The organism is Rathayibacter sp. AY1C9 (assembly GCF_002932315.1).
Classification (GTDB): Bacteria; Actinomycetota; Actinomycetes; order Actinomycetales; family Microbacteriaceae; genus Rathayibacter.
On sequence record NZ_PSVZ01000004.1, the window covers coordinates 96,740 to 123,357 of the forward strand.

Consider the following 26,618-nt stretch of genomic DNA (forward strand, 5'->3'; position numbering starts at 1 on the left):
GGCTCACGCGGCGGCCGCCGTCCGTGCGCGGATCCGGTGCTCGAAGGCCCGGCAGAGCGCGTGCACGAGCACCAGCTGCGCCTCCTGCACATTGGAGCCGTGGCCCTCGAGGGCGATCGCCTCGTCGCAGAGCTCGGTGAGCGGGTTCGGCCCCTCGCCGGTCAGCGCCCACGACCGGGCGCCCGCCGCACGGGCGGCCTCCGCGGCGTGGAGGAGGTTCGCGCTGCGTCCGCTGGTGGAGAGCAGCACCACGACGTCCCCCGCCCGGGCGTGCGCGGTGACCTGGCGCGAGAACACGTGGTCGAAGCCGTAGTCGTTGCCGATCGCGGTCAGGCTCGACGTCTCGGCGTGCAGCGAGATGGCGGAGAAGGGGACGCGGTCGCCGTCGAAGCGGCCGACGAGCTCGGCGGTGAGGTGCTGCGCCTCGGCCGCGGAGCCGCCGTTGCCCGCGGCGAGCAGGCGCGCGCCGGAGTGCAGGCGGTCGGCGAGCTCGACGCCCCAGGCGGCGATCCTGTCGGAGTGGCGCTCCAGCTGCGCGACCGCGTCGAGCGCGCGCGCCACGTGGTCGTCGACGAGGCGCCGGGCGGCGTCGGCCGGGGTGTCCAGAACGGTGTCGATGGTCGCGGTGTCGATGGTCATCGTCGCGGAGCCGCCTTCCGGGTGGTGGGGGATGAGGGTGCGCTCGTGGCGCCGGTGAGGAGCGACTCGTCGCCGAGGCCGGCGAGGGTCGTGACGTAGGCGCGCTCGGTGTCGGCGGCGACGCGGTCCCAGGAGTAGCGGGACTCGACGCGCTCGCGGCCGGCGGCCCCGTAGGCGCGGGCGCGGTCGGGGTCCTCCAGCAGCGAGCCGAGGGCGGCGGCCAGGGCGACCGGGTCGCGCGGAGGCACGTGGACCCCGGTGACGTCCTCGACCACGGTGTCGATCAGGCCGCCCACGGAGGAGGCGACGACCGGCACGCCGCAGGCCATCGCCTCGAGCGGAGTGATGCCGAACGGCTCGTACCAGGGCGCGCAGACCACGACGTCGGCCGAGCGGAGCATCGCGGGCATCTCGGTCTGCGAGAGCTGGCCGACGAAGTCGACGCGGTCCGCGACGCCGAGGCTCTCGGCCACGCCGTGCAGCCGCTGGTACTCGGGGTCCGCGGTCAGCGCGTCGCCGGAGCCGGAGCCCCCGACGACGACGAGCTCGGCGTCGTGTCCGGCCGCGACCAGGTGCGCGAGCGCCTCGATCGCGATGCCCATGCCCTTGCGCGGCACCAGGCGTCCGATGGTCATCAGCCGCGAGCGCTCGCCGCGGGGCGCGACCGGGCCCTCGACCGAGAACCGGTCGATGTCGACTCCGCAGGGCACCACCGAGATGCGCGAGGTCTGCACGCCGAGCCCCTTGAGCTCGAAGGCCTCGTCCGAGCAGGTGGCGACGACGCCGTCGGCCTTCTGGCCCACTCCGGGCTCGAGCCAGGCGCGCTCCTCGGGGCTGGTGTCGAGCGCACCCTGCTGGCGGCGCTTGACCACGCCCAGCGCGTGGAAGGTGTGGAGGACGGGCACGCGCCGCCCGGTGGCGCGCTCCACCCGCTCGGAGGCGTCGAGCGCGGCGACCCCGGACATCCAGAAGTGGCTGTGCACGAGGTCCGGCCGCTCCTGCAGCCACTCCTCGGCGAGGTCGACGGCGAAGTCGCCCATGAAGGGCAGCAGCTCGTCCTTGGAGACGCGGCGCGGCGGGCCGGCGTCGATGTGCACGACCTCGACTCCCGAGGTGAAGGGCACGCGCCGGGGCAGGGAGGTGTCGTCGCGGCGGGTGTAGACGACCACGCGGTGGCCGCGGCGGGCGAGCGCGTCGGCGAGCGCCGCCACGTGGACGTTCTGGCCGCCGGCGTCGACGCCGCCGAGGGTCGCCAGCGGGCTCGCGTGCTCCGAGACCATGGCGATCGTCAGCGCGGGCGCGGCGGAGAGGTGCTGCTTCATCGGGTGCTCCCTTCCAGAGCGGGCTCCGGCGACCGGCGTCCGGGGAGGTCGGCGAGGACTTCGTCCCAGTCGCGGTGGAACCGGGCGAGGCCGTAGCGCGCGAGCGCGGCCTCGCGGGCGACGGCGCCGGCGCGGGCGGCGCGGTCCGGGTCCTCGACGAGCGCCCGGGCCGAGGCGACGAGGGCGTCGAGGTCGTTCGAGACCGCTCCGGCCTCGGGCGGGACGGCGCGCCCCGCCTCCGTCACGTCGAGCGCGACGACGGGCATCCCGAGGTGCATCGCCTCCAGCAGCGCGAGGCCGAGGGAGGTCCAGCGGAACGGGTGCAGGTAGACCCGGCGGCGGGCCAGGGCCGCGTGCATCGCCTGCGTGCGGACGTCGCCGAGGACCGTCACGTCCTCCAGGCCCGGCAGCTCGGCGAGCCGGTCGGTCTTCATCCCGAAGACGTCCAGCGGAGCGACCGCGCCGAAGCGGGGGAGCAGGTCGGTCCCGGCGACCCGGCCCCGGCGGACGGGCTCGTTGACGACCACGCCGAAGTGCGGCAGCTCGCCGGTGTAGAGGGGACCCGGGTCGTGGATCCCGTGCTCGATCACCGTCGTCCGCGTCGATCCGGTGTCCCACATCAGGGCGTTGAAGTGGGTGACGTGGACGATCAGCAGGTCGTCGCGGTCGGCGAGCGGGTGGCGGTTGTCCGGCACGTCCCCGCGGGGGGTGTTGTGCTCCACGTAGACGGCGGGCACGTCGCGGCCGAGGCGTCGCCCGAGCAGGCGCTCGGCCTCGGCGAGCTCCTCGGGCCTCTGGAGGAGGACCGCGTCGACGTCGGCGTCGTGCAGCTCCTCGGGGGCGATCTCGACGGCGCTCGGCCAGTCGCGGCCGCCGGTGCCCAGGCCCCAGCTGTCGCGGGGCGGAGTCGTGGGGAGCAGGTAGGTGTGGGCGCCGCGGACGAAGGCGTCCGCCCAGCCGCCGTGCACGTGCCAGAGCAGGATCCTCATGCGATGGCCTCTCTCGGGGAAGTCGTGGGTCGGAGTCGGAGGGCGGCGGCGACCGCCTCCTCGGCGCTCACCCCCGCGAGGCAGGGATGGCCGGGGACGGGGCACACGCGGGCGCGCGAGCCGGCGCAGGGCGCCTCCTGGTCGCCGAGCAGCGCGACCGGGACGCCGTAGGGCGCCCAGCGCACGGCCGGGACGACCGGCGCGAAGAGGCTGACCACGGGGGTTCCGACCGCGGCGGCGAGGTGCGCGGGGCCGGTGTTGCCGCAGATCACGACCTCGGCGCCGGCCAGCACCTCGGCGGCGCCGGGGAAGTCCGTCGCCCCGCCGAGGTCGATGCCGCGGGAGCCCGCGACCTCGGCCGTGAGGGAGCGCTCGCCCGGGCCGCCGGTGACGACGACGGCGAGGCCCGCGTCCGCCAGCAGCTCGACGGCGCGGGCCGCGTTCGCCGCGGGCCAGGCGCGGGCGGGGACGGCTGCCCCGGGGTGCACGACCGCGTAGGGGCCGATCCCCTCGAGAGCGGCGGGCAGCACGCCCTCGCGGCGCACGCGGAGCCGTCCGTCGTCGCCGGCGGGCAGCGCGAAGCCGGCCGCCGCCGCGATCGCGAGCGCGCGCTCCGGCTCCGGCTGGTCCTCCTCGAGGGTCTCGCCCGGGACGAGGCGCACATCGAGCAGGGCGCCCGCGAAGTCGACCGAGGCGCCCGTGATGCGGGCGACACCGGCGAGGCGGAGCAACAGGGCCAGCGGAAGCGGCGACTGGTGGAAGGAGGTGAGGACCACGGCCTCGTCCGGCGCGAACTCCTCGACGATCGCGCGCAGCTCGTCGACGAGCTCGCCGTCGACGGGGCGGGAGGCGTCGCCGATCCACGGGCACCACCAGGTGCGGACGGAGGAGGGACCCGGCAGCAGCGCGGCCGCGGGCGCTCCCTGCGGACCGCTCAGCAGCAGCACCTCGGCGTCGGCCGCGATCGCGCGGACGGCGGGTCCGCACAGCAGGACGTCTCCCGCGCTGTCCAGGCGGGCGACGAGCACGCGGCGCCTCACTCGGCGTCCTCGTCGGGCTGCATCGCGAGCAGCAGCTCGACCGCCTCGAGGAGCGTCGCCGCCTGCAGCGGAGCGGCGTCCACCTCCTCGGCGCGGGTGATCGGAGTCGGCACCAGCACTCCACGGGCGCCGGCCGCGGCGGCGGCGCCGACGTCGGCCCCGATGTCGCCGATCACGGCGAGGGAGCGTGCCGGCAGTCCCAGCTGCTCGGCGGCGCCGAGCACCATGCCGGGCCGGGGCTTCCGGCAGGAGCAGCCGTCCTCCGGGCCGTGGGGGCAGAGCATCCACACGTCGAAGCCGCCGAAGAGCTCGTCCACGCGCCGGTTCACCGCGTCGGCCTGGCCGCGGTCGATGATCCCGCGGGCGATCCCGGACTGGTTGGTGACCACGCCCACGGCCAGCCCCGCCTCGCGCGCCCGCTCGACCGCGGCGAGGGCGGTGGGCATCGGGGAGACCTGCGCCGGGTCGCCGTTGTAGGGCACGTCGACCACGAGCGTCGCATCGCGGTCGAAGAGGATCCCCCGCAGGCGCGGGGCCCTCGCGCGCTCGTCGGCGCTCCGGGAGGAGGAGTCGTTCACCTTCTCCTCGTACCCCTCGACCGGGGATGTAAACCCCCTTCCGGAGAAGTCGGTCCGTCCGGGCGCGTCGCTCGCATCTGCGGGCGGCGCGTCTGAGGTGCGCGCAGCGGGGTACGGGGACTCCGACAGGAAGGAGGCGCCGTGCGCGCTCTCACCGCCCCGGACGGAACTCCGGAGATCCTCGCGCTGCGCGCCCTCAAGCTCGGCGACCTGCTCGTCGCCGTCCCGGCGCTCAAGGCCCTGCGCCGCGGCTTCCCGGACCACCGGCTGATCATGGCGACCACGCCCTGGCTCGAGCCGATCGTCGACCTCGTCGAGGGCCTGGACGCGCTCGTGCCCACCCTCCGTGGACTCGACGACCCGCTGCCGATGGCCGCCGGCCGGGTCGAGCTCGGCGTGAACCTCCACGGCAACGGCCCGGAGTCGCGGCTGCGGCTGCGCGAGATCGCGCCCCAGCGCACGCTCGAGTTCCGCGTCCCGACGCTGGACCCGGGCGCGGGCCCGGAGGACCCGCGGCCGCTCTGGATCGACGGCGAGCTGGAGCGCGCCCGCTGGGCCCGCCTGGTGAACTCGATCGGTCTCGACGCCGACCCCGAGGACGTCGCGATCGCCGTCCCGGAGGAGCCCGCCTCGGCCCCCGGAGCCGCCGTCGTGCACATCGGGGCCTTCTACGGCTCGCGCGAGTGGCCGGAGGAGCGCTTCGCCGCGGTGGCCCGCTCCCTCACCGCCGAGGGGCACCGCGTCGTCTACACCGGGGGCGCGAACGAGGCCGACCGCGCCCGCCGCGTCGCCGAGCTCGCCGGCACGGGCGCGGTGCTGGCGGGGGAGCTCGCGCTCAGCGGGTTCGCCGCGGTCGTCGCGGCCGCCGAGGTCGTGGTGACCGTCGACACCGGAGCCGCGCACCTCGCCTCCGCGTACGGCGTCCCCTCGGTCGTGATCTTCGGTCCGGCACCGCCCGAGGCCTGGGGCCCTCCGGCCTCGGGGCCGCACGTCGTGCTGACCGACGCCTCCCTCCGCCGCGGCGACGTCTTCTCCGCCGAGCCGGACCCGGCGCTGCTCGCGGTCCAGGTCGACGACGTCCTCGCCGCCCTCTCGTCGCTCCCGTCGCGTGCCGAGGCCCACCTCAGGCGGACTTCAGCCGCGTCGCCGGTCGGACCGGAGTGACCGTGGCCACGCGGGCCCGGGGAGCGCGCGGCTGATGGCTGCGCGAGGGGGCGCCGAGCCTGTCGGCGAGCTGCGCGAGGATCCGCCGCTGCAGGCGCGAGACCTGCATCTGCGTCGTCCCCAGGGCGTCGGCGATCTGCTGCTGGGTCCGCTCCTCGACGAAGCGCATCCGCAGGAGCTCGCGCTGGCCCTCCTCGAGCTCGGCGAGGGCCTCGGCGAGCCCGTGCCGCCGGTCGATCTCGAGCAGCCGGTCGTCCTCGCCGCCGAGGGTGTCGCCCAGGCCGACGCCGCCCTCGCCCACGGTCTCGTCGAGGGAGAGCGGATGCCCCGCGAGGCGCGCGTCGGCCACCTCCGCCGCGTCCACTCCGAGGCGGCGGGCGATCTCCTGGTCGGTGGGGTGACGGCCGAGCTCCTGCGCGAGCTCGTCGGCGACGACGGCGGAGCGGCGGTGCAGCTCCTGCACGCCGCGCGGCGGCCGGATCATCCAGCCGAGGTCGCGGAGGTGGCGCTTGAGCTCGCCGGTGATCGTGGGGACGGCGAACGCGGCGAAGCTGTCGCCGCGCTCGGGAGTGAAGCGGCGGGCGGCCTTCACGAGGCCCACGTAGGCGACCTGGCGCAGATCCGCCCAGTCGCCTCCGCTCCGGGAGACCCGGCGGGCCATGGCCTCGGCCAGGCCCAGGTGGTCGAGCACGATGCGCTCGCGGATGCGCGCGCCCTCGGCGGCCTCCGCGCTCACCGCGGCCTGGAAGAGCGAGAGCGTGCGGGCGTCCTTCTCCTCCCGTGCCGCCTCGGTGAGGGCGCTCGGGCGGTCGGTGCGGTGGTCGAGATCGATCGTGCTCATCAGTGCTCCTTCCGGGCACGCTCGCGCGGAGGCCCGGCGCGGCCTGCGGTGCGGCGCTCGGGCCCTCTCGACGAGAGGCCCGAGGTCAGCGCACCACTGCTCCTGCTCGCTCGGGGAGTCCGTTGACTCGGAGCAGTGCTGTCCGGTAGGAGCAGTCGCCGCGAGGCGCGCACCGTGCCCGGGGCGGAGGCGCCACGGCCCCCCGCGATCCCGGGCGCCGCACCGGCTCCCGCCGGTAGGATCGGCCTCGTATGTCTGAGCTCACCCCGCCCCTGGAAAGCGCGCCGGACGCGCACCCGTTCACGACCGCGACCGGGAGCGACGTCCGCGTCCGCTTCTGCCCCTCGCCGACCGGGACCCCGCACGTCGGCCTCATCCGCACCGCCCTGTTCAACTGGGCGTACGCGCGCCACACCGGCGGCACGTTCGTCTTCCGCATCGAGGACACGGACGCCGCCCGCGACAGCGAGGAGAGCGTCGAGCAGATCCTCGACGCGCTGCGCTGGCTGAAGCTCGACTGGGACGAGGGCGTCGGAGTCGGCGGCCCGCACGGCCCGTACCGGCAGTCCGAGCGCACCGATGTCTACCTCGACGTGATCGCGCGCCTGACGGCCTCGGGGCACCTCTACGAGAGCTACTCCACGGCCGAGGAGATCGACGCGCGCAACGAGGCGGCCGGCCGCGCGAAGCAGCACGGGTACGACAACCACGACCGCGATCTCACCGAGGAGGAGCGCGCCGCCTTCCGCGCCGAGGGCCGCGCCCCGGCGCTGCGCCTGCGCGTGCCGGACGCCGACCTGTCCTTCGACGACCTGGTCCGCGGCCCGATCACGTTCCCCGCGGGCTCCTTCAGCGACTTCGTCGTGGTGCGCCCCAACGGCCAGCCGCTCTACACGCTGGTGAACCCGGTCGACGACGCGATCATGCAGATCACCCACGTGCTGCGCGGCGAGGACATCCTGCCCTCGACCGCCCGGCAGATCGCGCTGTACCACGCGCTGATCGACATCGGAGTGACGACCTTCGTCCCGCGCTTCGGGCACCTCCCCTACGTGATGGGCGACGGCAGCAAGAAGCTCTCCAAGCGCGATCCGTCCTCGAACCTCTTCCACCACCGCGACCGCGGCTTCATCCCGGAGGGCCTGGTCAACTACCTCGCCCTGCTCGGCTGGTCGCTCACGCACGACCGCGACGTCTTCTCGATCGACGAGATGGTCGCCGCCTTCGACGTCGCCGACGTGAACCCCAATCCGGCCCGCTTCGACCTCAAGAAGGCCGAGTCGATCAACGGCGACCACATCCGCCTCCTGGCCGTCGACGACTTCACCGAGCGGACGATCCCGTACCTCGTGGCGGCCGGAGTGCTCGCGGGCGAGCCGACCGCCGAGCAGCGCGCGGTGCTCGACGCCGCCGCGCCCCTCGTGCAGGAGCGGATCGGCCTGCTCGGGGAGGCCCCCGGCATGCTCGGGTTCCTCTTCACCGCCTCCGAGGCGCTCGAGTACGACGAGGACGCGCTGAAGGGCCTGCCCGCGAACGCCGGCGAGGTGCTCGCCGCCTCGATCGGCGCCCTCGAGCTCGTCCCCGCGTCCGAGTGGTTGACGGCCTCGATCCAGGAGGCGCTCGCCTCCGCGCTGATCGAGGGCCTCGGCCTCAAGCCCCGCATCGCCTACGGGCCGCTGCGCACCGCGGTCTCCGGACGCCGCGTCTCGCCGCCGCTGTTCGAGTCGATGGAGATCCTCGGCAAGCAGGAGTCGATCGCCCGCCTCGACCGCCTGGGCGCTCACCTCGGCGCCTCCCGGCAGGCCTGACCGTGGCGGAGACGGTCGGCGGACGATACGACGTCGTCGTGATCGGCGGGGGCCCCGCCGGGCTCTCCACCGCGCTCAACCTCGTCCGGGCGCGCCGGAGCGTGCTGCTGCTCGACAGCAACCGCCCGCGGAACGCTGCGACCCTGCACTCGCACGGGTTCCTCACCCGCGACGGCATCTCGCCGCTCGAGCTGCGCCGCCTCGGCCGCGAGGAGTTCGAGCGCTACGAGGCCGCCGAGGTGCACAACGCCCTCGTCACGTCGGTCGAGCGCTCCGGCGGCGAGTTCGTGGTCGGCGCGCGCGGCGTGCGCGGCAGCGCGGACCGCTCCGTCGTCGCCACCGCCGTCGTGGTCGCCGCGGGACTGCTCGAGACGCCGCCCGCGCTCCCGAGCTTGCGCGCCTACTACGGCACCGCCGTGCACAGCTGCATGGAGTGCGACGGCTACGAGAAGGCGGGGGAGGCGCTCGCCCTGATCGGCGAGACCGACGACCTCGCGGAGCGGGCCATGCTCCTCTCGCAGTGGTCGACCGACCTGATCGTCTTCACCAACGGCGTCGGGACGGTGAGCGACGCCGACGAGTCGCTGCTCGCCTCCATCGGCATCCGGGTCGACCGGCGCCCGGTCGCCGACCTCGCCGGGGAGCGCGCCGAGATGACCGGCGTCCGCCTCGTCGACGGCGACGTCGTCCCGCGCACCGGGGCGTTCGTCCGCCCCGTCTGGACGCCCGCGCTGGACTACCTGGACGCGGCCGGCCCCGACCGCGACGCCGACGGCTTCCTCCGCGTCGACGCCGGTGGCCGCACGTCCGTCCCCGGCCTCTACGCAGCCGGCGAGGTCACCCCTCCCGGCCCGCAGCAGCTGATCGTCGCCGCCGGATCGGGCGCCCAGGTCGCCTCCGCGATCAACCGCGACCTCGTCCGCGCCCGCCTCGGCGAGGCCGCCCCGGAGTCCGAGGGCAGCGTCGTCCGCGGCTCGATTTGAGCGGGATGCCCGCGTAGGGTACTGTCGTCTCTCGGCGCTCGGGTCTCGATCCGGTCGCCGCCTGGTCCCGGGATCACCTCCGGATGACCATTGGGGTATGGTGTAATTGGCAACACGGCTGATTCTGGTTCAGTTGTTCTTGGTTCGAGTCCAGGTACCCCAGCACTGATCTCTTCCGCGGCATTCCGCGCGACGCCCTCGTTCGTGGCGTCCTCCTCCGGGCCCGCCCCCGCGTGAACCGCTCTCGGCGGCGTCCGCAGTATCCCCCCTCCGGCCGACGCGGCTGTCCGAGGCGCTGTGACACGATGGAAACTGTACGTCTCTCAGGTACCCGCGTCGCGCGGGTCGGACGAAAGGTCGCCCGCCCATGGAACCGGATCTCCTCTGGATCGTCCTCGCCGGAGTCGCCGTCGGCGCACTCCTGCTGATCGCCCTCATCGGCTTCTTCCTCTTCCGCGCCTGGTACCAGGTGCCGCAGGCCGACGAGGCGATCGTGATCGTCGGGAAGAAGCAGAAGGGCGAGGACGGCCTCACCTCGAACATGACCGTCATCACCGGCGGCGGCGCGTTCGTGAACAAGCTGACCCAGCGGTCCGACCGCATCTCGCTGCGCTCCCGCCAGATCAAGATGGAGCCGGTCGCGCAGACCAAGAACGGCGTGACCATCCACCTCGCGGGCGTCGCCCTGGTCAAGATCGGGTCCACGGCCGACCAGGTCCGCGCCGCCGCCGAGCGCTTCGCGTCGCAGGACCAGTCCATCGACGTCTTCACCACCGAGCAGCTCGAGGGCGCCCTCCGCGGCGTCGTCGCGAAGCTCAGCGTCGAGGAGGTCATGCAGGACCGGCAGAAGCTGGGAGACGAGATCGCCGAGGGCATCAAGGGCGACCTGCTCGCCCAGGGCCTCGTCCTCGACTCCTTCGCCATCCAGGGCGTCACCGACCGCAACGGCTACATCGAGGCGCTCGGAGCGCAGGAGATCGAGCGCGTCCGCCGCGAGGCCGACGTCGCGCGGATCAACGCGGCCCGCGAGGTCAAGGCTCGCCAGCTGGCCACGGACGAGGCGAACCTGATCGAGCAGACCGCCTACGACAAGAACACCGCCGCCGCGAAGTCCGAGGTCGGCCGCGCCAACGCCGAGGCCGAGCAGGCCGAGAACCTGGCCCGCGCCGAGCGCGAGCAGGCCGTCCTCGTGCAGCGCGCCGAGAACCGGCAGGCCGAGCTCGACGCCGACGTCAAGCGCGTCGCGGACGCCGAGAAGTACCGCCGTCAGACCGAGGCCGACGCCGACGCCTACGGACGCGAGAAGAAGGCCGAGACGGACCGCCAGGTCGCGCAGCAGGTCTCGGACGCCGAGGCGTACGCCGTCCAGCGCCAGGCGGAGGCGCGCCAGGCGTCCGCCGCCGCCGAGGCCGCCGCCGTGAGCGCCCGCGCCGAGGCCGAGGCCCACGCACTGCGGGCCAAGGCGGGCGCAGAGGCCGAGGCGCTGCGCGCGAACGCGACCGCCGAGGCGGAGGCCATCCGCGCGAAGGGCGAGGCGAGCGCGGCGGCCATCGCGGCCGAGGCGGAGGCGCTCCGCGAGAATCAGGAGGCGATCCTGGGTCGCGAGCTCATCGGGCAGCTGCCCTCGCTCATGGCCGAGTTCGCGAAGGGCTACCAGAACGTCGGCTCGGTGACGCTGATCGGCGGCGACACCGCCGGCACCCACATCGCGCGCGAGCAGGCGGCGGGTCTCGCCGCGACGTTCGACAGCGTCAGGTCGGCGACCGGCGTCGACCTCGGCGCGATCCTCCAGGGCCAGGCCTTCGGCCGGGGGATGGCGACCGGCGGCACCGTCGTTCCGACCGGCGCGTCGGTGGCGACGGGATCGGGTGACGCCCCGCGTCCGTCCGGCACCGGCGACCCGACCGCCGTCGCCTCCACGAGCTGACCGCAGCCGGCGTCTGACGATGCTCGCCGGACTGCAGGGCTGGCACCTGCTCATCATCCTCGTCGTCGTCTCGCCCGTGCTCCTGCTGGCGGTGGGGCTCCCGGTCGCACTCGTGCAGGGGCGAGCCCGCCGAGAGGCGGACCTCGTCACCGACCCGCGGGTGAACACGCTGGCGATCACCGCCTTCGTGCTCTCCTTCGTCGTCGGGCTCGCCGGAGTCGTCTGCGGCCACCTCGCCTGCGCGCAGATCCGCCGCACGGGCGAGGCGGGCTGGGGTCTCGCCGTCTTCGCGCTGGTCCTCGGCTACTGGGCCACCGCCGTCGCTGTCCTCGCCGGCGGCACTCTGCTGGTGTCCGCCTTCATGCCGTTCTGAGGCGCCCCCTCGGTCGCTCGAGGCGACGTCCGGCGCACCGGGCGGAGTCCGCGCTCAGGCCAGCGGCTTGCGCATCTGCAGGGACGTCGTCTCGTAGCCGAGCGACTCGTACAGCGCCCGCGCGACGGTGTTGAAGCCGAACACGTTCAGCGCGAGGGCGGAGCCGCCGCGGGAGCGGACGTGCGACTCCGCGAGCAGCATCGCCGCCGGGCCGAGGCCGCGGCCGCGCTCGGCGGCGTCGATCTGCACGTCCCAGACGTATCCGACGCCCTCGAGCCCGCTCGGGTGCGGGCCGAGCCAGAGCGACCCGACCGCGCGGCCGTCCTCGGAGACGAGGAGCACGTCGTGCCCGGCGGCGGGGGAGCCGCCCGGGAAGTACTTCTCGTACGAGGTGTCGGCGTTGCGCGTCGCGGCCGCCTCGTCGTCGCCCGCCCGCATCCGGTCCTCGATGTACGCCGAGCGCTGGACCCGCATCCACGTGGCGAGAGCGGCGGCGGGAATCGGCTCGAGCGTGACGGTCATCCCCTCACGATCCCACTCCTCACCGCCCCCCCCCGTGATCGATCCGTCGCGGACGGCCCGCGCGGGATCCGCGGACGGGCCGCTCGCGACGGATCGCCGCCGGCCCGGGTCAGTCCGGGGTCCGCTCCGCGTGCTTCCGCTTCCCCAGGCGGGTGGCGAGGAACAGCAGCGTCCCCACGACCACGTAGCCCGCCGTCGCCAGCCAGACCACGCCCGTCTGCTGCGTCAGCAGCACCACGCTCGCGATGGTCGCGAGCACCGGCACCACGCGCGGCACGGAGTAGTGGGCGTGGTCGACGCGGTCCTTCTTCAGCACCAGCACCGACACGTTCGCCGCGATGAACACCAGCAGGAGCAGCAGCACCGTCGTCTCGGCGAGCGTGCCGACGTCGCCGATCAGGCTGAGCAGCATCGTCACTCCGCCGACGACCATGATCGACACCCACGGCGTGCGGCGGCCCGGCAGCACCTTCCCGAAAGCGCTCGGCAGCAGCCCGGAGGTGGCGAGCCCGAAGCCGACCCGCGACGCCATCACCATGAACAGCAGAGCGCCGTTCGCGATGGCGACGAGCGCGATCAGGCCGAACAGCCACGGCGGCACGGCCACTCCGCTCGCCGCGACCACGTCCAGCAGGGGGCCGCTGGAGGCAGCGAGCTCGTCGTTCGGCAGCACGATCACGGCGCCGAGCGCGATCAGGAGGTAGACCACGGCGGCGGTGATCAGCGCACCGAAGAGGGCCCGCGGGTAGACCTTCGAGGGGTTCCGCACCTCCTCGGCCATGTTCGCCGCGGCCTCGAAGCCGAGGAACGAGAAGAAGGCGACGATCGAGGCGGCGAACGCCCCCTGCAGCGGAGCGACGTCGGGGTTGAACTCGAGCACGCGGGAGGCGTCGCCGTCGCCGGAGCCGAAGAAGACCGCGGCGCAGACGATGACGATGACCAGTCCGCTCACCTCGATCACCGAGGCGACCAGGTTCGCGGTCAGCGACTCCTTCACCCCGCGCAGGTTCACCAGGGTGAGGATCGCGATGAAGACGATCGCGGTGGGGATCGGCGGCACGTCCAGCAGAGCCCCGAGGTAGTCGCCGGCGAACGCGTTCGCCAGGGAGGCCGCCGTCGTGATGCCGGACGCCATCATCAGGAAGCCGATCAGGAACGAGAGGTACGGCTTCCCGAACGCGCGGTCCACGTAGCGCGCCGCCCCTCCGGCGTGCGGGTACTTGGTGATCAGCTCGGCGTACGTGCCCGCCGTGAGCAGGGCGACGACCAGCGCGATCAGCAGCGGCAGCCAGATCACGCCGCCCACGTCCTCGGCCATCGTGCCGACCAGGGTGTAGATGCCGGCGCCGAGTGTGTCGCCCACGATGAAGGCGAACAGCAGCGGCCCGGTGATCACCCGCTTGAGCGACGCCTTCCCGGGAGCGGTCTCGGCGGTGTCCGTCGTGTCGGTCATCCGGACACTCCACCGAAGCGGAGGGTCCGAGCGCAAGCCTCGCCGCCCGATCGCTGCGAGATTTCTCATCATCGCGACCCGTGTGGCAGGGGCCCGGGCGGCGAGGACTCCCACAGCGCGCGGATCCCGGGACTCGGGCGATCGGCCGCATCAGAGGGAGCGGACCCGGTGCGCACAGGGTGAACAGGGGGCGACCGCGCGTGCCGCCGCGCGCCCGCACTGGGTAGGCTGGAGCGCTTCGTCGTGAGTGGAGCGGTCGCGGAGGAATCATGGGCAAGAAGCGCAACCAGGGACGATCCGGAGGCGGTCAGAGCGGGTCCGGCGGTCAGGGCGGCGGCCGTACGGCCGAGACCGCGCTGATGGTGCGGTTCCGCAGCTGGTACCGCTCGCACCTCGCCGAGGTGGGCATGCAGCACGAGCACCTCGAGGCCGACGAGGCCGTCGAGGTGCTGACCGACCTCTTCGCGATGACCCGCGACCTGCGCCCGCGCGGCTCCTTCGCCCAGCCCGACGCCGAGCTGCTCGAGGCCGTCTTCGACCAGATCGAGGCAGACCTGTCGGGGGAGGAGAGCGAGGCCGACCTCGACGACACCCTCTTCACCGTCGCCGAGGTCGTCGAGCACTTCCTCGACTTCCTCACCGACGAGGACCTCTGGACCGGCACCGACGAGGAGCTGGACGAGTGCCAGGCCGTCCTCGACGAGGTCCTCGACCTCGCCGGCTCCTTCGTGGAGGCCGTGCTCGACGACCTCGCCGAGCTCGACGAGGTCCCGGCCGAGGAGCAGCTCTCCGCCGTCCGTGCCACCGCTCTCGTGCACGCCGCCGACGTCGTGGTCGAGCACCTCGCCGCCGACGACGGCGCGACCCTCACCGAGCGCGCCGCCCGCGAGATCGCGGTCGAGGCGGGCATCTCCTCCGCGGGATCCACCCCGAGCGACGACTCCGTCCGCATCCCGGTCTCGGCCTGGTGGGACGCGCTGGTCGGCTCGGCCGTGCTCGAGCAGGAAGGATCCGCCGCAGGTCTCGGCGAGGCCGCCGTGCTCTGGCGCAGCTCCGACGCGCACGAGGCCGCCGCCGAGCGCATCGCCTACGTCGCCCGCTTCCTCGAGCAGTGGATCCTCAGCGCCCAGACCGCGCTGGCGGCCGCCGACACCGAGGACGGCGCCTTCTCCCCGGAGGAGCGCGCGGTCACCACCACCGACGCCGTGCTGGTCCGCATCGCGGTCGCCTGCCAGGCCGAGATCCACCCGGGCCTGGTCGTCGGCGAGCTGGTCGACGAGCTGGCCGCCGACTCCGGAGTCTCGCTCGACGAGGCCCTCGACGAGCGCGAGCGCATGGTCGGCACGGCCGAGCGGATGCTCGACGACACCGCCGAGCTCGGGCTGCTGCTGCACTCGCCGGAATTCGGCTACGCGGTGCCGGAGGGCCTGGCGCCCGTCCTCGCCTCCGTCGTCCGCGCGACGGTCGTCCTCCTAGGCGAGCGCGAGGCCACCCGCCTCGAGATCCTCGACGAGGCGACCCAGGACACGGCGACGGCCTACGCGCTCCACGTCGCCCTGCTCGGGACCAAGCCCGTCGTCTGGCGGCGCCTCGAGCTCTCCTCCGAGTCGTCGCTGCGCGATCTGCATCTCGCGCTCCAGCTCTCGCTGGGCTGGACCGACGCGCAGCCGCACTACTTCAGCGTCGGCGTGCCCGACGAGGAGCAGGCTCCGATCGGCTCGCCGTCCGACGCGGAGGAGTTCGGCGCCGACCTCGTGGACGAGGCGGGCGTCGCGCTCGCCGAGGTGCTCGAGCAGGAGCAGGACGAGCTCTTCTACGTCTACGACCTCGAGGACGAGTGGCGCCACGTCATCCGTCTGGAGTCGATCGCGCCGCTGTCGTCGGCTCTGCCGCGCTGCACGGGCGCGCGCGGCGCGGCTCCGCTCGACGTGCCGGGAGGCCCCGCGGCCTGGGCCGACACGGTGCGGGCGGCGACCGACCCGTCCTCGGCCGACCACGCGGAGGCGCTCGAGGCTCTCGGCCTCGCCGCCGGAGCCTCGTTCGATCCGGCCGCGGTCGACGTCGACGGCATCAACCGCTCGCTCGGACTCCTGCGCTCCGCGGTCTGACGCCCCGCCGGAGGGCATCACCGGAGGAGGCCCCCGCTCCCGCTCATCGCGGGCGGCGGGGGTCTCCTCCGATGTCGGGCGTCACGGGGTGAGCAGCAGCTTGCCGATGTGGCCGGAGGAGCGCATCACGTCGTGCGCCCGCTCGGCCTCGGCGAGCGGGACCACCTCGTCCACCACCGGTCGCACCGTCCCGGCGGCGACCAGCGGCCAGACCTCTGCGCGCACCCGCGCGACGATCGCGCGCCGCTCCTTCAGGGGCCGGGCGCGGAGGGTCGTGGCGTGCACCGCCCCGCGCTTGCGCATCAGCACCCCGAGGTCGAGCGAGCCCAGCGCACCGGACTGGTTGCCGATGAACACCACGCGCCCGCCCACGGCCAGCGCCTCCAGGTCTCGGGCCAGGTAGTCGCCGCCGAGGGGGTCGAGGATCACGTCGACGCCGCGCCCGCCGGTCGCCTCGCGGATCCGCTCGACGAAGTCCTCCTCGCGGTAGTCGATCAGGACGTCGGCGCCGAGCGCGCGGCAGGCCTCGAGCTTGCGGGGGCTGCCGGCCGTGACGGCGACGCGGGCGCCGAGGGCGGCGGCGATCTGGACGCCCGTGGTCCCGATCCCGCTCCCGCCGCCGTGGAGGAGGACGGTGTCGCCGGATCCGAGCCCGGCCACCATCACGAGGTTCGACCAGACGGTGGACGTCGTCTCCGGGAGGGCGGCGGCCGAGACGAGGCCGACGCCGTCCGGCACCGGCAGCACCAGGCCCGCGTCGACCGCGACGTACTCCGCGTAGCCGCCGCCGGAGAGCAGCGCGCAGACCTCGTCGCCCTCCGCGAACCCGGTCGCGTCCTCGCCGAGCGCGACGACCGTGCCGGACACCTCCATCCCGAGGATCTCGGAGGCGCCGGGCGGCGGCGGGTAGACCCCGCCGCGCTGGCCGAGGTCGGCGCGGTTGACGCCGGCGGCCGCGACGCGGACGAGGACCTCGCCGGGTCCGGGGGAGGGCGTCGGCACCTCCTCCAGCACGAGTCGGGAGTCGGGGCCGGGGTTCTCGATGCGGATCGCCTGCATGAGGGGGATGCTACGCCGCGGGCCTCGGCGCTCGCGGTGCTCCCGCCCGGCGAGGGGCCGGCTCAGCGCTGCTCCGCCAGGAACGCCAGCACCGCGTCCTTGAAGCCCCGCGCGGGCACGGTGCTGGTGTGGTCGCGGCCGGGGACGCTCACGAACCGCGCCCCCGCCGCCGCCGCCAGCAGCTCTCCGCCGGGAGCGATCGGATCCGCGCCGCCGGTCACGAGCAGCGTCGGCAGGCCGGGGTGCCGCCCGTGCTCCGGGTGCGCCCCGCCGCGGACGCCGTCGGCCACCGCCACCAGCGCCGCGAGGTCGTTGCCCTGCACGCCCTCCGCCATGCCGATGAAGGCGCGGGTGAAGCCGTCGTCGATCTCGCCGCCGGAGGCGACGCGGGCCCGGGCCGCCTCCGCGTCGAAGGAGCGGAGGGACTCGCCCACGGTCAGCCCGCCGAGGCTCAGCGATGCGAGCCGCTCCGGGTGCTCGAGCCCCAGCACCCAGCTCATCCGGGCGCCGAGGGAGTACCCGAGCACGTGGGGCGCGTCGAGGTCGTAGGAGTCGAGCACCCGCACCAGGTCGGCCACCATGGCGTCCACGCTGTAGGAGTCGGAGTGGTGCGGCTTCTCGCTCGCGCCGTGCCCGCGCTGGTCGAGCGCGACGACGCGGTACCCGGCCCGGTGCAGCGTCCGCAGCCAGCCCGACGTCTCCCAGTTGAGCACGGCGTGGGAGGCGAAGCCGTGCACGGCGAGGACGGTCGGGGCGCTCTCCTCGCCGACGGAGTAGGTGGCCAGTCTCACTCCGTCGTCGGCCACGACGTACACGGGCGGAGGGAAGGCGATCACTCCACCACCCTGCCCGCCGCCGCGGGGTCGAGGGGGCACCGCGCCGCGGACACGCCGGGCGGAGTCCCCGTAGCGGAGAGAGGCCGGGCCCGGTGTCCCCGGACGGTCAGCGCGGCGGACGGGTGGAGCGGGCGAAGGGCACGGCGATCCAGAGGCGCACGGTGCGTCCCCGGCCGGACCGGATCCCGAGGACGGCGCACAGCACGAGGTTGAGCACGGCCAGCGCGAGGATCGCCGAGATCGTCGCGAGCGGCCAGTCGGCGCCGAGCGAGTCGCGCACCGACACCAGCGCGAGGTGCAGCGGGACCAGCATCAGCTGGAGCGCGAGGTAGGTGAGCTGCCAGTTGACGGCGACCAGCCCGTTCCGGTCGCTGAGGGTGCCGATCCGCCGCCGCGACCCCCACACCATCACGGTCGCCGTGAGGGAGATCACGGGGGAGATCACCACGAAGCCGGCGAGCGCCGACAGCCCGGCGAACCAGACGGCACGGGCGCCCTTGCGGTCCCGGGTGCGGTGCCGCAGCTCGTCGTCGTCCATCGTCGCCGCCTCCTCGCGCCGGGACCAGTCTCGCACCCGCCCCCGCCTCGAGGCGGGGGATCGCCCCCGAGTTCCGGGGGTTCCCCGGATGGGGCGGGTCCGGGCTCGTCCGTAGCGTGGAGGCATCGTCGGAGCACACCGGCAGCACCGCCGGCCCGCCCGGCGGGACCGCATCCCGCCGGGCGACCGGCACCCGAGAAGGAGCACACCGTGACCACCGACGACCGCACCGCCCGCCTCTCCACCCCCGCCGACGAGCAGCCGACCGTGGACCTGGGCGCGACCGCCGTCCTCACCGAGGAGCGGCCGTCCGCCGGGGAGCGCCCCGCCGCCGAGGAGCCCGCCTCCTCGCAGCAGGCCCGCGCCCCCTACGGCACCCCCGCCGTCCCGCCCGCGGCCCTCGCCCCGGCGCCCTCGACCCCGTTCTCGCTCACCAGCCTGATCCTCGGCGTCACCTCCGTCTTCTTCGGACTGACCGTGATCGCTCCGGCCGCGGGCCTCGTCTTCGGCATCCTGGGCCTGCGGAGGGAGCCGACCGGCCGCACGCTCTCGATCTGGGGCATCGTGCTCAACTCCGTCATGCTCGGCCTCGTCCTGCTCTTCGCGATCGCCGTGCTCGTCGTGGTCGTGCTCGTTCCGCTCGCGGCCCTCGCGTCGGGCAGCGACTACCGCTGATCCGCCGCTTCCCGCGTCCCGCGCCTCCTGTCCGCTCCGGCGGCGGGAGGCGCGGTCGTTCCGCGCCCGCCGAGAGGACGCTCCGCGCCCGCGTCCGCCGCCGCCCCGTGCCCCGGCGATAGGCTGGCCGCGCAGTTCGCGAGCCCCCTGCACCCTCCGGGGCCGCACGACGACAGCAACGGAGCTGGACGTGACCCTCGCACCGAGCACCCTCCCCGACCGCGACCCGGAAGGCAGAGCCCTGGACGACACCGAGACCCCCGCCACGCGCACCGAGAGCGACTCCATCGGCTCGATGGAGATCCCCGCCGAGGCCTACTGGGGCATCCACACGGCGCGGGCCCTCGACAACTTCCCGATCTCGAAGCGCCCCATCTCGATCTACCCCGATCTCGTCCGGTCCCTCGCGACGGTCAAGCTCGCGGCCGCCCGGGCCAACACCGAGCTCGGCACCCTCGCCCCCGCCAAGGCCGAGCTGATCGAGGCCGCGTGCCGCCGCATCATCGACGGCGAGTTCCACGACCAGTTCGTGGTCGGGGTGATCCAGGGCGGCGCCGGCACCTCGACGAACATGAACGCGAACGAGGTCGTCGCCAACGTCGCACTCGAGATCGGCGGCTTCGAGCGGGGCGACTACGCGCACCTGCACCCCCTCGACGACGTCAACCGCAGCCAGTCCACCAACGACGTCTACCCGACCGCGATCAAGATCGCGATGACCTGGTCGCTGCGCCGCCTGCTCGACGAGCTGGCGCTGCTGCGCGAGTCGTTCTCCCGCAAGGCGGTCGAGTTCGGCAGCGTCCTGAAGGTCGGCCGCACGCAGCTGCAGGACGCGGTGCCGATGACGCTCGGCCAGGAGTTCCACGGCTTCGCGACGACCCTCGGCGAGGACCACGCCCGTCTCTCCGAGACCATCTGGCTGCTCGCCGAGGTCAACATCGGAGCCACCGCGATCGGCACAGGCATCACCGCCGATCCGCGCTACGGCGCGGCTGCTGTCCGCCACCTCAACGAGATCACCGATCTCGACCTCGAGATGGCGCAGGACCTCGTCGAGGCGACGAGCGACACCGGCGTCTTCATGTCGTTCTCGAGCGCGCTCAAGCGCTCCGCGATCAAGCTGTCCAAGATCTGCAACGACCTGAGACTCCTCTCCTCGGGCCCCCAGGCCGGCTTCGGCGAGATCAACCTGCCTCCGCGCCAGGCGGGATCGAGCATCATGCCCGGCAAGGTGAACCCGGTCATCCCCGAGGTGGTCAACCAGGTCGCCTACTCGGTGGCCGGGGCCGATGTCACGGTCACGATGGCGGCCGAGGCGGGTCAGCTCCAGCTCAACGCCTTCGAGCCGGTGATCGCGCACTCGCTGCTGCAGAGCATCACCTGGATGACGCAGGCCTGCAGGACGCTCCGCGAGAACTGCATCGACGGCATCACCGCGAACGTCGACCGGCTCGAGGCCATGGTCGCCTCCTCGGTCGGGGTCGTGACGGCGCTCACGCCGAGCATCGGCTACACCGCGTCCGCCGCCCTCGCGAAGGCCGCCCTCGCGACCGGCCGCAACATCGCCGACCTGGTGGTCGAGGCGGGGCTGATGTCCCGCGAGGAGGTCATGCGGCTGATCTCGCCGGCGCGGCTCTCGGGCATCGAGGCGATGACCGCGGCGCTCCCGATCATCGACCCCGCGCCGGAGGCGTGACCGCGGCCGCGAGGCGCGCCCCGGCGTAGCTGCGCCAGGGCGCCCAGCGGCGTCCGGTCTCGGTCAGCGCGCGCTCGCCGGAGGGCAGGCCGAGCGCCGCCGCGCCCCGCCGGAGCACGGGATCCCCGGTGAGCAGGACGTCGGGATCTCCGGTCGCCCGCTGTGCCACCTCGGCCGCCGTGGCCGCGTCGATCCCGGGGACCGCCAGCAACTGCTCGGCGAGCTCCTCCCGGTCGGCGTCGAGCCGCAGGGCTCCCTCGGCGAGCAGCGTGCAGGTCCGCACCAGCACGTCGGCGGATCCGCGGAGCACGTCGGCGGCGTGCTCGGCGATCACCGCGGGGGAGGGGAAGGCGCGTGCGATCGATCCGCTCGCCACGGACTCCGGGAGCGTCGCGCCGAGCGCTGTGACCAGCCGTGCGGCCTCCCGCCGGCCGAGCAGCGCGCGCACCAGCGTCTCGGCCGGATCGACGGAGCCGGGCACGCGGACACCGGGGCGGGCGGCGACGCTCGGAGCGAGTGCGGGATCGGCCGCGAGGGCCTCGTCCACGGCCCGGGCGTCCGCGTCCAGGTCGAGAACCCGCCTCACCCGGGCGACCAGCGGCCCGACGTCGGCGACGGAGACGAGCGTCGCGCTGCAGCGGACGCTCTCCCCGTCCGCCGCCAGCCGCACCAGTGCCGCGCCCCCGGGCAGGACGAGCGAGCGCGCGTAGCCGCCGGGGGACGCCTCCTCGATGCCCGGGAGCGCGGCGCCGCCGAGCACGTCGAGCACCCCGGGATCGAACGGAGCCCGCACTGCCAGCCGGAGCTCCAGCGTGGTCGCGCCGTCGTGGACGCTCGCCTCGGAGCGCGTGCCGCGGGCCGAGGCGCGCAGGGCCGTCGGGGTCCGCTCGTACACCTCCGCCAGGGTCGCGTTGAACTGCCGGATGCTCGTGAAGCCGGCGGCGAAGGCGACGTCGGACACGGGCAGGTCGGTGCTCGTGAGCAGGAGCCGGGCGGTCTGGGCGCGCTGGGCGCGAGCGAGGGCCAGCGGAGGCGCGCCCAGCTCCTCGCGCAGGATGCGGCCGAGGTGGCGCGCGCCGTAGCCGAGCCGGGCGGCCAGCCCCTCGACCCCCTCGCGGTCGACCACTCCGTCGGCGATCAAACGCATGGCGCGCGCCGCCGTGTCGTCGCGCAGGTTCCACTCGGGGGAGCCGGGGACAGCGTCCGGCAGGCAGCGCTTGCAGGCGCGGAGCCCCGCCTCGTGCGCGGCGGCGGCCGTCGGGTAGAAGCGCACGTTCGCGCGCCGCGGCGTGATGGCGGGGCAGCTCGGACGGCAGTAGATGCCGGTGGAGTGCACGCCGGTCAGGAACCGCCCGTCGAACCGGGAGTCGCGGGAGGCGACGGCGCGGTAGCGCTCCTCGAAGAGCGGATCGGAGTCGGGCACGCCTCGAGCCTCGCACGCGGCGACGTCGAGCAGGAGCGGGAATCGGACACGGGCGTCCGCACCCCGGCCCTCCTCCACGCGCCCGGCGCGTGTCAACCGCCGACAGCGCACCCCGCCCGTGCCCTACTGTCGGCCCCATGAGCGCCTATCCGCCGCCCGCACCGCCCGCCACCGCCCGCCCCTCCGTCGTGCCGACCGTGCTCGGCTCGATCGGCGTGGCGCTCCTCGGGATCCTGCTGCTGCTCGTGCTCGCCTACGTGGTTATCGGACTCGGCGTCAGCGCCGCGGGGATCTGCGCGGTCATCGCCCTCGTCCCGCTGACCGTGGTTCTGCTGGGCGTCCGCTGGGTCGACCGGTGGGAGCCGGAGCCAGCGCTGGGCCTGTGGTTCGCGTTCCTCTGGGGCGCGGCCGGGTCCGTCGCGATCGCGCTCCTGGTCGACCTCGGCGTGCAGATCGCCGTCTACGCGTCCGGGCAGCAGCCGAGCGGATCCGACTTCGTCGGCGCCGTGATCCAGGCGCCGCTGGTCGAGGAGACGGCCAAGGGGATCGGCGTCCTCCTCGTCCTGCTGATCTGGCGCCGGACCTTCGACGGGCCCGTCGACGGCATCGTCTACGCGGCCGTCGTCGCCTCCGGGTTCGCCTTCGTCGAGAACATCCTCTACTTCGGCAGCGCGCTGGTGGAGGGCGGTCTCGGCTCGCTCGCCGTGACCTTCTTCCTCCGCGGGGTGCTCTCGCCCTTCGCGCACGTGCTCTTCACCGCCTGCACGGGCGCGGCCCTCGGCTTCGCCTCGAACCGGCCCGCCGTCGCGCGGCTGCCCATCGCCCTGCTCGGGCTGGCGCTCGCCGCGTTCCTGCACGCGCTCTGGAACGGCTCGTCGTTCCTGGTGTCCGACTGGTTCGGCTTCTACGGCGTGGTCCAGGTGCCGCTGTTCGCGGTCGCCGTGGTCGTGGTGGTGCTGCTGCGCCGGCAGGAGCGGCGCGTGACGCTCCAGCGGCTCGACGACTACGCCGTCGCCGGCTGGCTCTCGCCGGCCGAGGTTCGGATGATCGGCACCGCGGAGGGGCGCCGCACCGCCGCTCGCTGGGCCCGGAGCGCGGGAGGGGACCGGCCGCGGGCGATGCGGGACTTCCTCCGCTCGGCGACGCGGCTCGCGCACCACCGGCAGCACCTCCTGCTCGGCCGCGGCGGACGCACCGGAGCAGTCGACGAGCAGGTCCTGCTCGACGAGCTCGTCGCCCGCCGGGCGGTGCTCACCCGCTGAGCCGGGGCCGCCCCCGCTCAGCCCCGGCGCGCTAGGCGGAGGCGCTGCGCACGCGGCGCTCGCCGGCCGTCACGGGCACGCCGAGCCGGTTCTGCGCGGGCGGCAGCGGGCAGTTGTAGTGGGGCGAGAAGCCGCACGGCGGGATGTACGCCCGGTTGAAGTCCAGGAGCACCGGACCGGGGGTGCCCGCGTCGGCCGCGCCGCCGATCCGCTGCACGACGAGGAAGCGGCCGACGGGGTAGCTCGCGAGCTCCGGGTCGTCGCTGCGGTTGGTCGGATCGCCGAACGGGACGAGGAGCGTGCCGCCGTCGTCGAACGCCGCGACCGTGTACTCGCGGGCGCGCCCGTCGTCCATGAGCGAGAAGGTGATGTCGCCGGGCACGACGAGCTCGCGGGTGGCGCCGTTGTCGCGCAGGTGCTCGAACGGGACCGTGCGGTCCTCGGCGACCGGCTGGAACCACGCCTCGAGCACACAGGCGGCGTCGAACGGGAAGGTCTCGATGGCGTCGAAGGACCGGATGCCGTCGGAGGCCGCGTCCCAGACGCGGTAGCCGTACTCGGGCTCGCCGGTGTCGAGGTTCTCGCGGCGCATCCGCGTCAGGGTCGCCGAGGGGCCGTAGCCGGCCAGCGCCTGCTCGTCGTCGACGCTCTCGCCGGGCTCGAGCCAGCGCGTCTCGACGAGGGCGAGATCGCCCCGGGGTCCGGTGACGCGCTCGACGCGTCGGGCGAGCCACGACTCCCAGCCGGCGCGTGCCGACTCCGTGAGGTCGATCGAGGCGCGGGAGGGGGCGGTGACGCTGCTGCTCGGAGTGGCCATGGGGCGTGCAACGCGGGGCCGTCCGGTTCTCTTCCCGGTCGATGACCGGACGGAGGACGGACACCCGCGAGAAAGAGCTCGACGCCCTGCGGCAGCGGCAGGGCCGGCTGCTCGGACGGGGCGTCGAGCTCTTCGTGAGAGAGAGGATGCTCCTCCGCGGCGCCGAGCGCAAGAGGCATCCGGATCCCGCTGTCGGCGCGGCCCGCTTCGGATCGCTCGGTAGACTGGACCGCCTGTTTTCCCGCGGCCCCCGGAGCGCATCCCGCGCCTCCCGGCCCGCGGCGGCGGACCCTCGGAAGGCGGACGATGACGGACGGCAGCACTGTGCAGGCCACCGAGCTCTCTCGGGAGCGCGACTACGTGGCGGCGCTCTACGCCCGCCTCGACGAGCTGATCGCCCAGGCCCGCGAGGCTCTGGACACGGTCCGCATCGAGAGCGTCGGCGGCAACCACCAGAGCCGCTCCGAGCGCGACGCCTACGCGCGGCTCTACGAGGACCGCATCCGCTCGCTCACCGGCGCCGACGACCGGCTCGCCTTCGGCCGGCTGACGCTCGCGGACGCCGACGCCGAGCACCGCTACATCGGCCGGATCGGCCTGCGCGACGAGGAGCAGGACACGCTGCTGCTGGACTGGCGCGCCCCGCAGTCGGCCGCGTTCTACCAGGCCACCGCCGCCCGGCCGATGGGGACGCGCGCCCGGCGCCACCTCACCACTCGGGGCCGCGAGGTCCTCCGCTTCGAGGACGAGGTCTTCGACGAGGAGCTGCTGCGCGAGGGCACCGTGCTGCAGGGCGAGGGCGCGCTCATGGCGGCCCTCGGTGCGCAGCGCACCGGCCGGATGCACGACATCGTCGCGACCATCCAGAGCGAGCAGGACCGCATCATCCGGTCCGAGCTGCGCGGCGTGCTCGTCGTGCAGGGCGGGCCGGGCACCGGCAAGACCGCGGTCGCCCTGCACCGGGCCGCCTACCTCCTCTACTCCTACCGCGACCGCATCGCCTCCTCCGGCGTGCTCGTGGTCGGCCCCTCACGCTCCTTCCTCCGCTACATCGAGGCGGTGCTGCCCTCGCTCGGCGAGACGGGTGTCGTCCTCTCGACGCTCGGCCAGCTCTACCCGGGCCTCGACCTCGTCGAGGAGGACGTGCCCGCGGTCGCCCGCGTGAAGGGCTCGGCGCGGATGGCGGAGCTGCTCAAGCGCGCGGTCCGCTCCCGCCAGACCGTCCCGGCCGAGACCCAGGTGCTCGACGTCAACGGCGAGAAGCTCCGTCTGGAGCCGCAGGACGTGGAGCGCGCGATCACCCGCGCGCGCGACACCCGCAAGCCGCACAACGAGGCGCGCGTCTCCTTCGTCAAGACGCTGCTCTCGCAGCTCACCCGCCAGCTCGCCGATCAGCTGCGGAGCCACGGCAGCACGGTCGACGAGGCCGACGAGGCGGTGCTGCGCGAGGACGTGCGGACCGCCCACGACGTCCGCGTCGCTCTCAACACCGCGTGGATCCCGCTGACCCCCGAGAAGCTGCTGCAGGACCTCTACGCCCGTCCGAACTGGTTCGCGACCCTCACGCCGCGCTGGACCGCCGCGCAGCGCTCCCTCCTCCGCCGAGACCGCGACGCTCCGTTCACGGTCTCCGACGTGCCGCTGCTCGACGAGGCCGCGGAGCTGCTCGGCGCCTACGACGACCACGCCGACGCCTCGAAGAAGGCCGAGAAGGAGCAGCGCAAGCGCGACGTCGAGAACGCGGAGGCCGCCATCCGCAACATGGGCGTCGACGGCCTCGTCAACGCCAAGGACCTCGCGGCCGGCTTCGCCGAGCGCTCGGTGCTCGGGACCACCGCCGAGCGGGCCGCGGCCGACCGCACCTGGACCTACGGGCACGTCGTGGTCGACGAGGCGCAGGAGCTCTCGCCGATGCAGTGGCGGGTGCTGCTGCGCCGCTGCCCGATGCGCTCGTTCACGATCGTGGGCGACGTCGCGCAGGCGTCCGGCGCCTCCGCCGCCTCGAGCTGGGACGCCGCGCTCCGCGACACCTTCGGCCGCCAGTGCCGGGGAGTGGAGGCGGCGCCGTGGCGCCTGGAGGAGCTGACGGTCAACTACCGCACGCCCGCGCAGATCGTCGCCTTCGCCGAGCGGACGGCGCGCGAGAACGGGCTGGAGATCACGCCGGGGGAGGCCGTGCGCTCCACCGAGTGGCCGGTGCGGACGATCCGCGATCGCGGCGACGCGAGCATCTCGGAGCGCGTGCTGGCGGCCGTCGTCGAGGACCGGGCGATCGAGGCGGAGGGGACGCTCGCGGTCATCGCGCCCGACGACGACCTCGCCGCGATCGCCGAGCGCCTCGAGGAGCGGTTCGGCCGGGAGGTGGGCCGCGGAGCGACCGGGCTCGACCGCGCGATCGCCGTGCTGTCGACGAACGACGCCAAGGGGCTCGAGTTCGACTCCGTGATCATCGCCCGCCCTCGCCTCATCGCGCAGACCGGCGAGCGCGGCGCCGCATCGCTCTACGTCGCGATGACCCGGCCGACGCAGCGCCTCACGCTCGTGGAGTGAGTGCTCGCAGCCCGC

The 26,618-nt window shown here is 74.3% G+C and carries 23 protein-coding genes and 1 tRNA gene; 11 read left to right on the top strand and 13 right to left on the bottom strand.

Annotated features, from left to right (window positions below):
• Positions 1 to 3 precede the first annotated feature (3 nt).
• From C5D09_RS04785 to C5D09_RS17400, 5 genes are read right to left on the bottom strand one after another with little or no spacing between them, the layout of a single operon-like run.
• Positions 4 to 639, bottom strand: a complete 636-nt coding sequence (locus tag C5D09_RS04785; protein ID WP_104247441.1) for an SIS domain-containing protein — start codon at positions 637 to 639, stop codon at positions 4 to 6.
• Positions 636 to 1,931 (bottom strand): glycosyltransferase, encoded by a 1,296-nt coding sequence (locus C5D09_RS04790; protein WP_104268768.1) that lies wholly within the window; start codon positions 1,929 to 1,931, stop codon positions 636 to 638. Before C5D09_RS04790 ends, C5D09_RS04785 begins: the two co-directional genes overlap by 4 nt.
• Positions 1,932 to 1,957: 26 nt before the next feature.
• On the bottom strand, positions 1,958 to 2,950 hold the full coding sequence (locus C5D09_RS04795) for a glycosyltransferase (RefSeq protein WP_104268723.1): 993 nt from the start codon (positions 2,948 to 2,950) through the stop codon (positions 1,958 to 1,960).
• Positions 2,947 to 3,990, bottom strand: coding sequence for a glycosyltransferase family 9 protein (locus C5D09_RS04800; RefSeq protein WP_219813046.1), 1,044 nt, complete (start codon positions 3,988 to 3,990; stop codon positions 2,947 to 2,949). Before C5D09_RS04800 ends, C5D09_RS04795 begins: the two co-directional genes overlap by 4 nt.
• Entirely contained in the window at positions 3,987 to 4,568 is a 582-nt protein-coding gene (locus C5D09_RS17400) for an HAD-IIIA family hydrolase (protein WP_104226264.1), read from the bottom strand. Before C5D09_RS17400 ends, C5D09_RS04800 begins: the two co-directional genes overlap by 4 nt.
• Positions 4,569 to 4,709: 141 nt before the next feature.
• On the opposite strand from C5D09_RS17400, the gene C5D09_RS04805 reads away from it, so the two are divergent.
• On the top strand, positions 4,710 to 5,732 hold the full coding sequence (locus C5D09_RS04805) for a glycosyltransferase family 9 protein (RefSeq protein ID WP_104268724.1): 1,023 nt from the start codon (positions 4,710 to 4,712) through the stop codon (positions 5,730 to 5,732).
• Here C5D09_RS04805 and C5D09_RS04810 read toward each other — a convergent pair.
• Complete coding sequence (locus tag C5D09_RS04810; RefSeq protein WP_104268725.1) at positions 5,692 to 6,573, bottom strand: sigma-70 family RNA polymerase sigma factor; 882 nt, start codon at positions 6,571 to 6,573, stop codon at positions 5,692 to 5,694. The two genes, C5D09_RS04805 and C5D09_RS04810, sit on opposite strands and share 41 nt — an antisense overlap.
• Positions 6,574 to 6,824: 251 nt before the next feature.
• Between C5D09_RS04810 and gltX the strand changes: the two genes are divergently transcribed.
• The 5 genes from gltX to C5D09_RS04835 all read left to right on the top strand — a co-directional run bounded on the left by gltX (position 6,825) and on the right by C5D09_RS04835 (position 11,664).
• Entirely contained in the window at positions 6,825 to 8,381 is a 1,557-nt protein-coding gene (gltX, locus tag C5D09_RS04815; protein WP_104268726.1) for a glutamate--tRNA ligase, read from the top strand.
• 2 nt (positions 8,382 to 8,383) lie between these two features.
• A complete protein-coding gene (locus tag C5D09_RS04820; RefSeq protein WP_104276156.1) occupies positions 8,384 to 9,364 on the top strand; it encodes an NAD(P)/FAD-dependent oxidoreductase in 981 nt (326 codons plus the stop codon).
• A gap of 91 nt (positions 9,365 to 9,455) precedes the next feature.
• Positions 9,456 to 9,527, top strand: a tRNA-Gln gene (locus C5D09_RS04825).
• Positions 9,528 to 9,731: 204 nt separating this feature from the next.
• Positions 9,732 to 11,291, top strand: coding sequence for an SPFH domain-containing protein (locus tag C5D09_RS04830; RefSeq protein ID WP_104226268.1), 1,560 nt, complete (start codon positions 9,732 to 9,734; stop codon positions 11,289 to 11,291).
• 19 nt (positions 11,292 to 11,310) lie between these two features.
• A complete protein-coding gene (locus tag C5D09_RS04835; RefSeq protein WP_104268727.1) occupies positions 11,311 to 11,664 on the top strand; it encodes a DUF4190 domain-containing protein in 354 nt (117 codons plus the stop codon).
• 54 nt (positions 11,665 to 11,718) lie between these two features.
• On the opposite strand, the gene C5D09_RS04840 is transcribed toward C5D09_RS04835, so the two are convergent.
• Both C5D09_RS04840 and C5D09_RS04845 read right to left on the bottom strand, forming a co-directional pair.
• Complete coding sequence (locus tag C5D09_RS04840; RefSeq protein ID WP_104268728.1) at positions 11,719 to 12,186, bottom strand: N-acetyltransferase; 468 nt, start codon at positions 12,184 to 12,186, stop codon at positions 11,719 to 11,721.
• 109 nt (positions 12,187 to 12,295) lie between these two features.
• The gene (locus C5D09_RS04845; protein ID WP_104268729.1) at positions 12,296 to 13,639 is read right to left on the bottom strand and encodes an APC family permease; all 1,344 of its coding nucleotides are present in this window, start codon (positions 13,637 to 13,639) and stop codon (positions 12,296 to 12,298) included.
• 269 nt (positions 13,640 to 13,908) lie between these two features.
• Here C5D09_RS04845 and C5D09_RS04850 point away from each other — a divergent pair, with 269 nt between their 5' ends.
• Positions 13,909 to 15,747: a plasmid pRiA4b ORF-3 family protein gene (locus C5D09_RS04850; RefSeq protein WP_104262696.1), complete on the top strand. Its 1,839-nt coding sequence runs from the start codon at positions 13,909 to 13,911 to the stop codon at positions 15,745 to 15,747.
• Positions 15,748 to 15,828: 81 nt separating this feature from the next.
• On the opposite strand, the gene C5D09_RS04855 is transcribed toward C5D09_RS04850, so the two are convergent.
• From C5D09_RS04855 to C5D09_RS04865, 3 genes are all read right to left on the bottom strand, one after another.
• A complete protein-coding gene (locus C5D09_RS04855; RefSeq protein ID WP_104268730.1) occupies positions 15,829 to 16,806 on the bottom strand; it encodes an NAD(P)H-quinone oxidoreductase in 978 nt (325 codons plus the stop codon).
• A gap of 62 nt (positions 16,807 to 16,868) precedes the next feature.
• Positions 16,869 to 17,642, bottom strand: coding sequence for an alpha/beta fold hydrolase (locus tag C5D09_RS04860; RefSeq protein ID WP_181074540.1), 774 nt, complete (start codon positions 17,640 to 17,642; stop codon positions 16,869 to 16,871).
• Between the two features lie 106 nt (positions 17,643 to 17,748).
• A complete protein-coding gene (locus C5D09_RS04865) occupies positions 17,749 to 18,216 on the bottom strand; it encodes a DUF4870 domain-containing protein (RefSeq protein WP_181135005.1) in 468 nt (155 codons plus the stop codon).
• Positions 18,217 to 18,390: 174 nt separating this feature from the next.
• Here C5D09_RS04865 and C5D09_RS04870 point away from each other — a divergent pair, with 174 nt between their 5' ends.
• Together C5D09_RS04870 and C5D09_RS04875 are read left to right on the top strand one after the other, a co-directional pair.
• Positions 18,391 to 18,855, top strand: a complete 465-nt coding sequence (locus C5D09_RS04870; protein ID WP_104250160.1) for a DUF4190 domain-containing protein — start codon at positions 18,391 to 18,393, stop codon at positions 18,853 to 18,855.
• Positions 18,856 to 19,096: 241 nt separating this feature from the next.
• Entirely contained in the window at positions 19,097 to 20,551 is a 1,455-nt protein-coding gene (locus tag C5D09_RS04875) for an aspartate ammonia-lyase (RefSeq protein WP_258066920.1), read from the top strand.
• Here C5D09_RS04875 and C5D09_RS04880 read toward each other — a convergent pair.
• Positions 20,526 to 21,974 carry an Ada metal-binding domain-containing protein gene (locus tag C5D09_RS04880; protein WP_181135006.1) on the bottom strand — a complete coding sequence of 483 codons (1,449 nt, stop codon included), beginning with the start codon at positions 21,972 to 21,974 and terminating at the stop codon, positions 20,526 to 20,528. The two genes, C5D09_RS04875 and C5D09_RS04880, sit on opposite strands and share 26 nt — an antisense overlap.
• A 137-nt stretch (positions 21,975 to 22,111) precedes the next feature.
• On the opposite strand from C5D09_RS04880, the gene C5D09_RS04885 reads away from it, so the two are divergent.
• Positions 22,112 to 23,236, top strand: a complete 1,125-nt coding sequence (locus C5D09_RS04885; protein WP_104268734.1) for a PrsW family intramembrane metalloprotease — start codon at positions 22,112 to 22,114, stop codon at positions 23,234 to 23,236.
• 31 nt (positions 23,237 to 23,267) lie between these two features.
• On the opposite strand, the gene C5D09_RS04890 is transcribed toward C5D09_RS04885, so the two are convergent.
• A complete protein-coding gene (locus C5D09_RS04890) occupies positions 23,268 to 24,053 on the bottom strand; it encodes a DUF1684 domain-containing protein (protein WP_104268735.1) in 786 nt (261 codons plus the stop codon).
• Positions 24,054 to 24,359: 306 nt separating this feature from the next.
• Between C5D09_RS04890 and C5D09_RS04895 the strand changes: the two genes are divergently transcribed.
• The gene (locus C5D09_RS04895; protein WP_104268736.1) at positions 24,360 to 26,603 is read left to right on the top strand and encodes a UvrD-helicase domain-containing protein; all 2,244 of its coding nucleotides are present in this window, start codon (positions 24,360 to 24,362) and stop codon (positions 26,601 to 26,603) included.
• Positions 26,604 to 26,618 lie beyond the last annotated feature (15 nt).

What these genes read in the sequence shown, in the direction of transcription:
- C5D09_RS04785 (WP_104247441.1), bottom strand. Translation starts at nt 639, where the DNA reads ATGACCATCGACACCGCGACCATCGACACCGTTCTGGACACCCCGGCC.
- C5D09_RS04795 (WP_104268723.1), bottom strand. Translation starts at nt 2,950, where the DNA reads ATGAGGATCCTGCTCTGGCACGTGCACGGCGGCTGGGCGGACGCCTTC.
- C5D09_RS04810 (WP_104268725.1), bottom strand. Translation starts at nt 6,573, where the DNA reads ATGAGCACGATCGATCTCGACCACCGCACCGACCGCCCGAGCGCCCTC.
- gltX (WP_104268726.1), top strand. Translation starts at nt 6,825, where the DNA reads ATGTCTGAGCTCACCCCGCCCCTGGAAAGCGCGCCGGACGCGCACCCG.
- C5D09_RS04830 (WP_104226268.1), top strand. Translation starts at nt 9,732, where the DNA reads ATGGAACCGGATCTCCTCTGGATCGTCCTCGCCGGAGTCGCCGTCGGC.
- C5D09_RS04835 (WP_104268727.1), top strand. Translation starts at nt 11,311, where the DNA reads ATGCTCGCCGGACTGCAGGGCTGGCACCTGCTCATCATCCTCGTCGTC.
- C5D09_RS04840 (WP_104268728.1), bottom strand. Translation starts at nt 12,186, where the DNA reads ATGACCGTCACGCTCGAGCCGATTCCCGCCGCCGCTCTCGCCACGTGG.
- C5D09_RS04845 (WP_104268729.1), bottom strand. Translation starts at nt 13,639, where the DNA reads ATGACCGACACGACGGACACCGCCGAGACCGCTCCCGGGAAGGCGTCG.
- C5D09_RS04850 (WP_104262696.1), top strand. Translation starts at nt 13,909, where the DNA reads ATGGGCAAGAAGCGCAACCAGGGACGATCCGGAGGCGGTCAGAGCGGG.
- C5D09_RS04855 (WP_104268730.1), bottom strand. Translation starts at nt 16,806, where the DNA reads ATGCAGGCGATCCGCATCGAGAACCCCGGCCCCGACTCCCGACTCGTG.
- C5D09_RS04885 (WP_104268734.1), top strand. Translation starts at nt 22,112, where the DNA reads ATGAGCGCCTATCCGCCGCCCGCACCGCCCGCCACCGCCCGCCCCTCC.
- C5D09_RS04890 (WP_104268735.1), bottom strand. Translation starts at nt 24,053, where the DNA reads ATGGCCACTCCGAGCAGCAGCGTCACCGCCCCCTCCCGCGCCTCGATC.
- C5D09_RS04895 (WP_104268736.1), top strand. Translation starts at nt 24,360, where the DNA reads ATGACGGACGGCAGCACTGTGCAGGCCACCGAGCTCTCTCGGGAGCGC.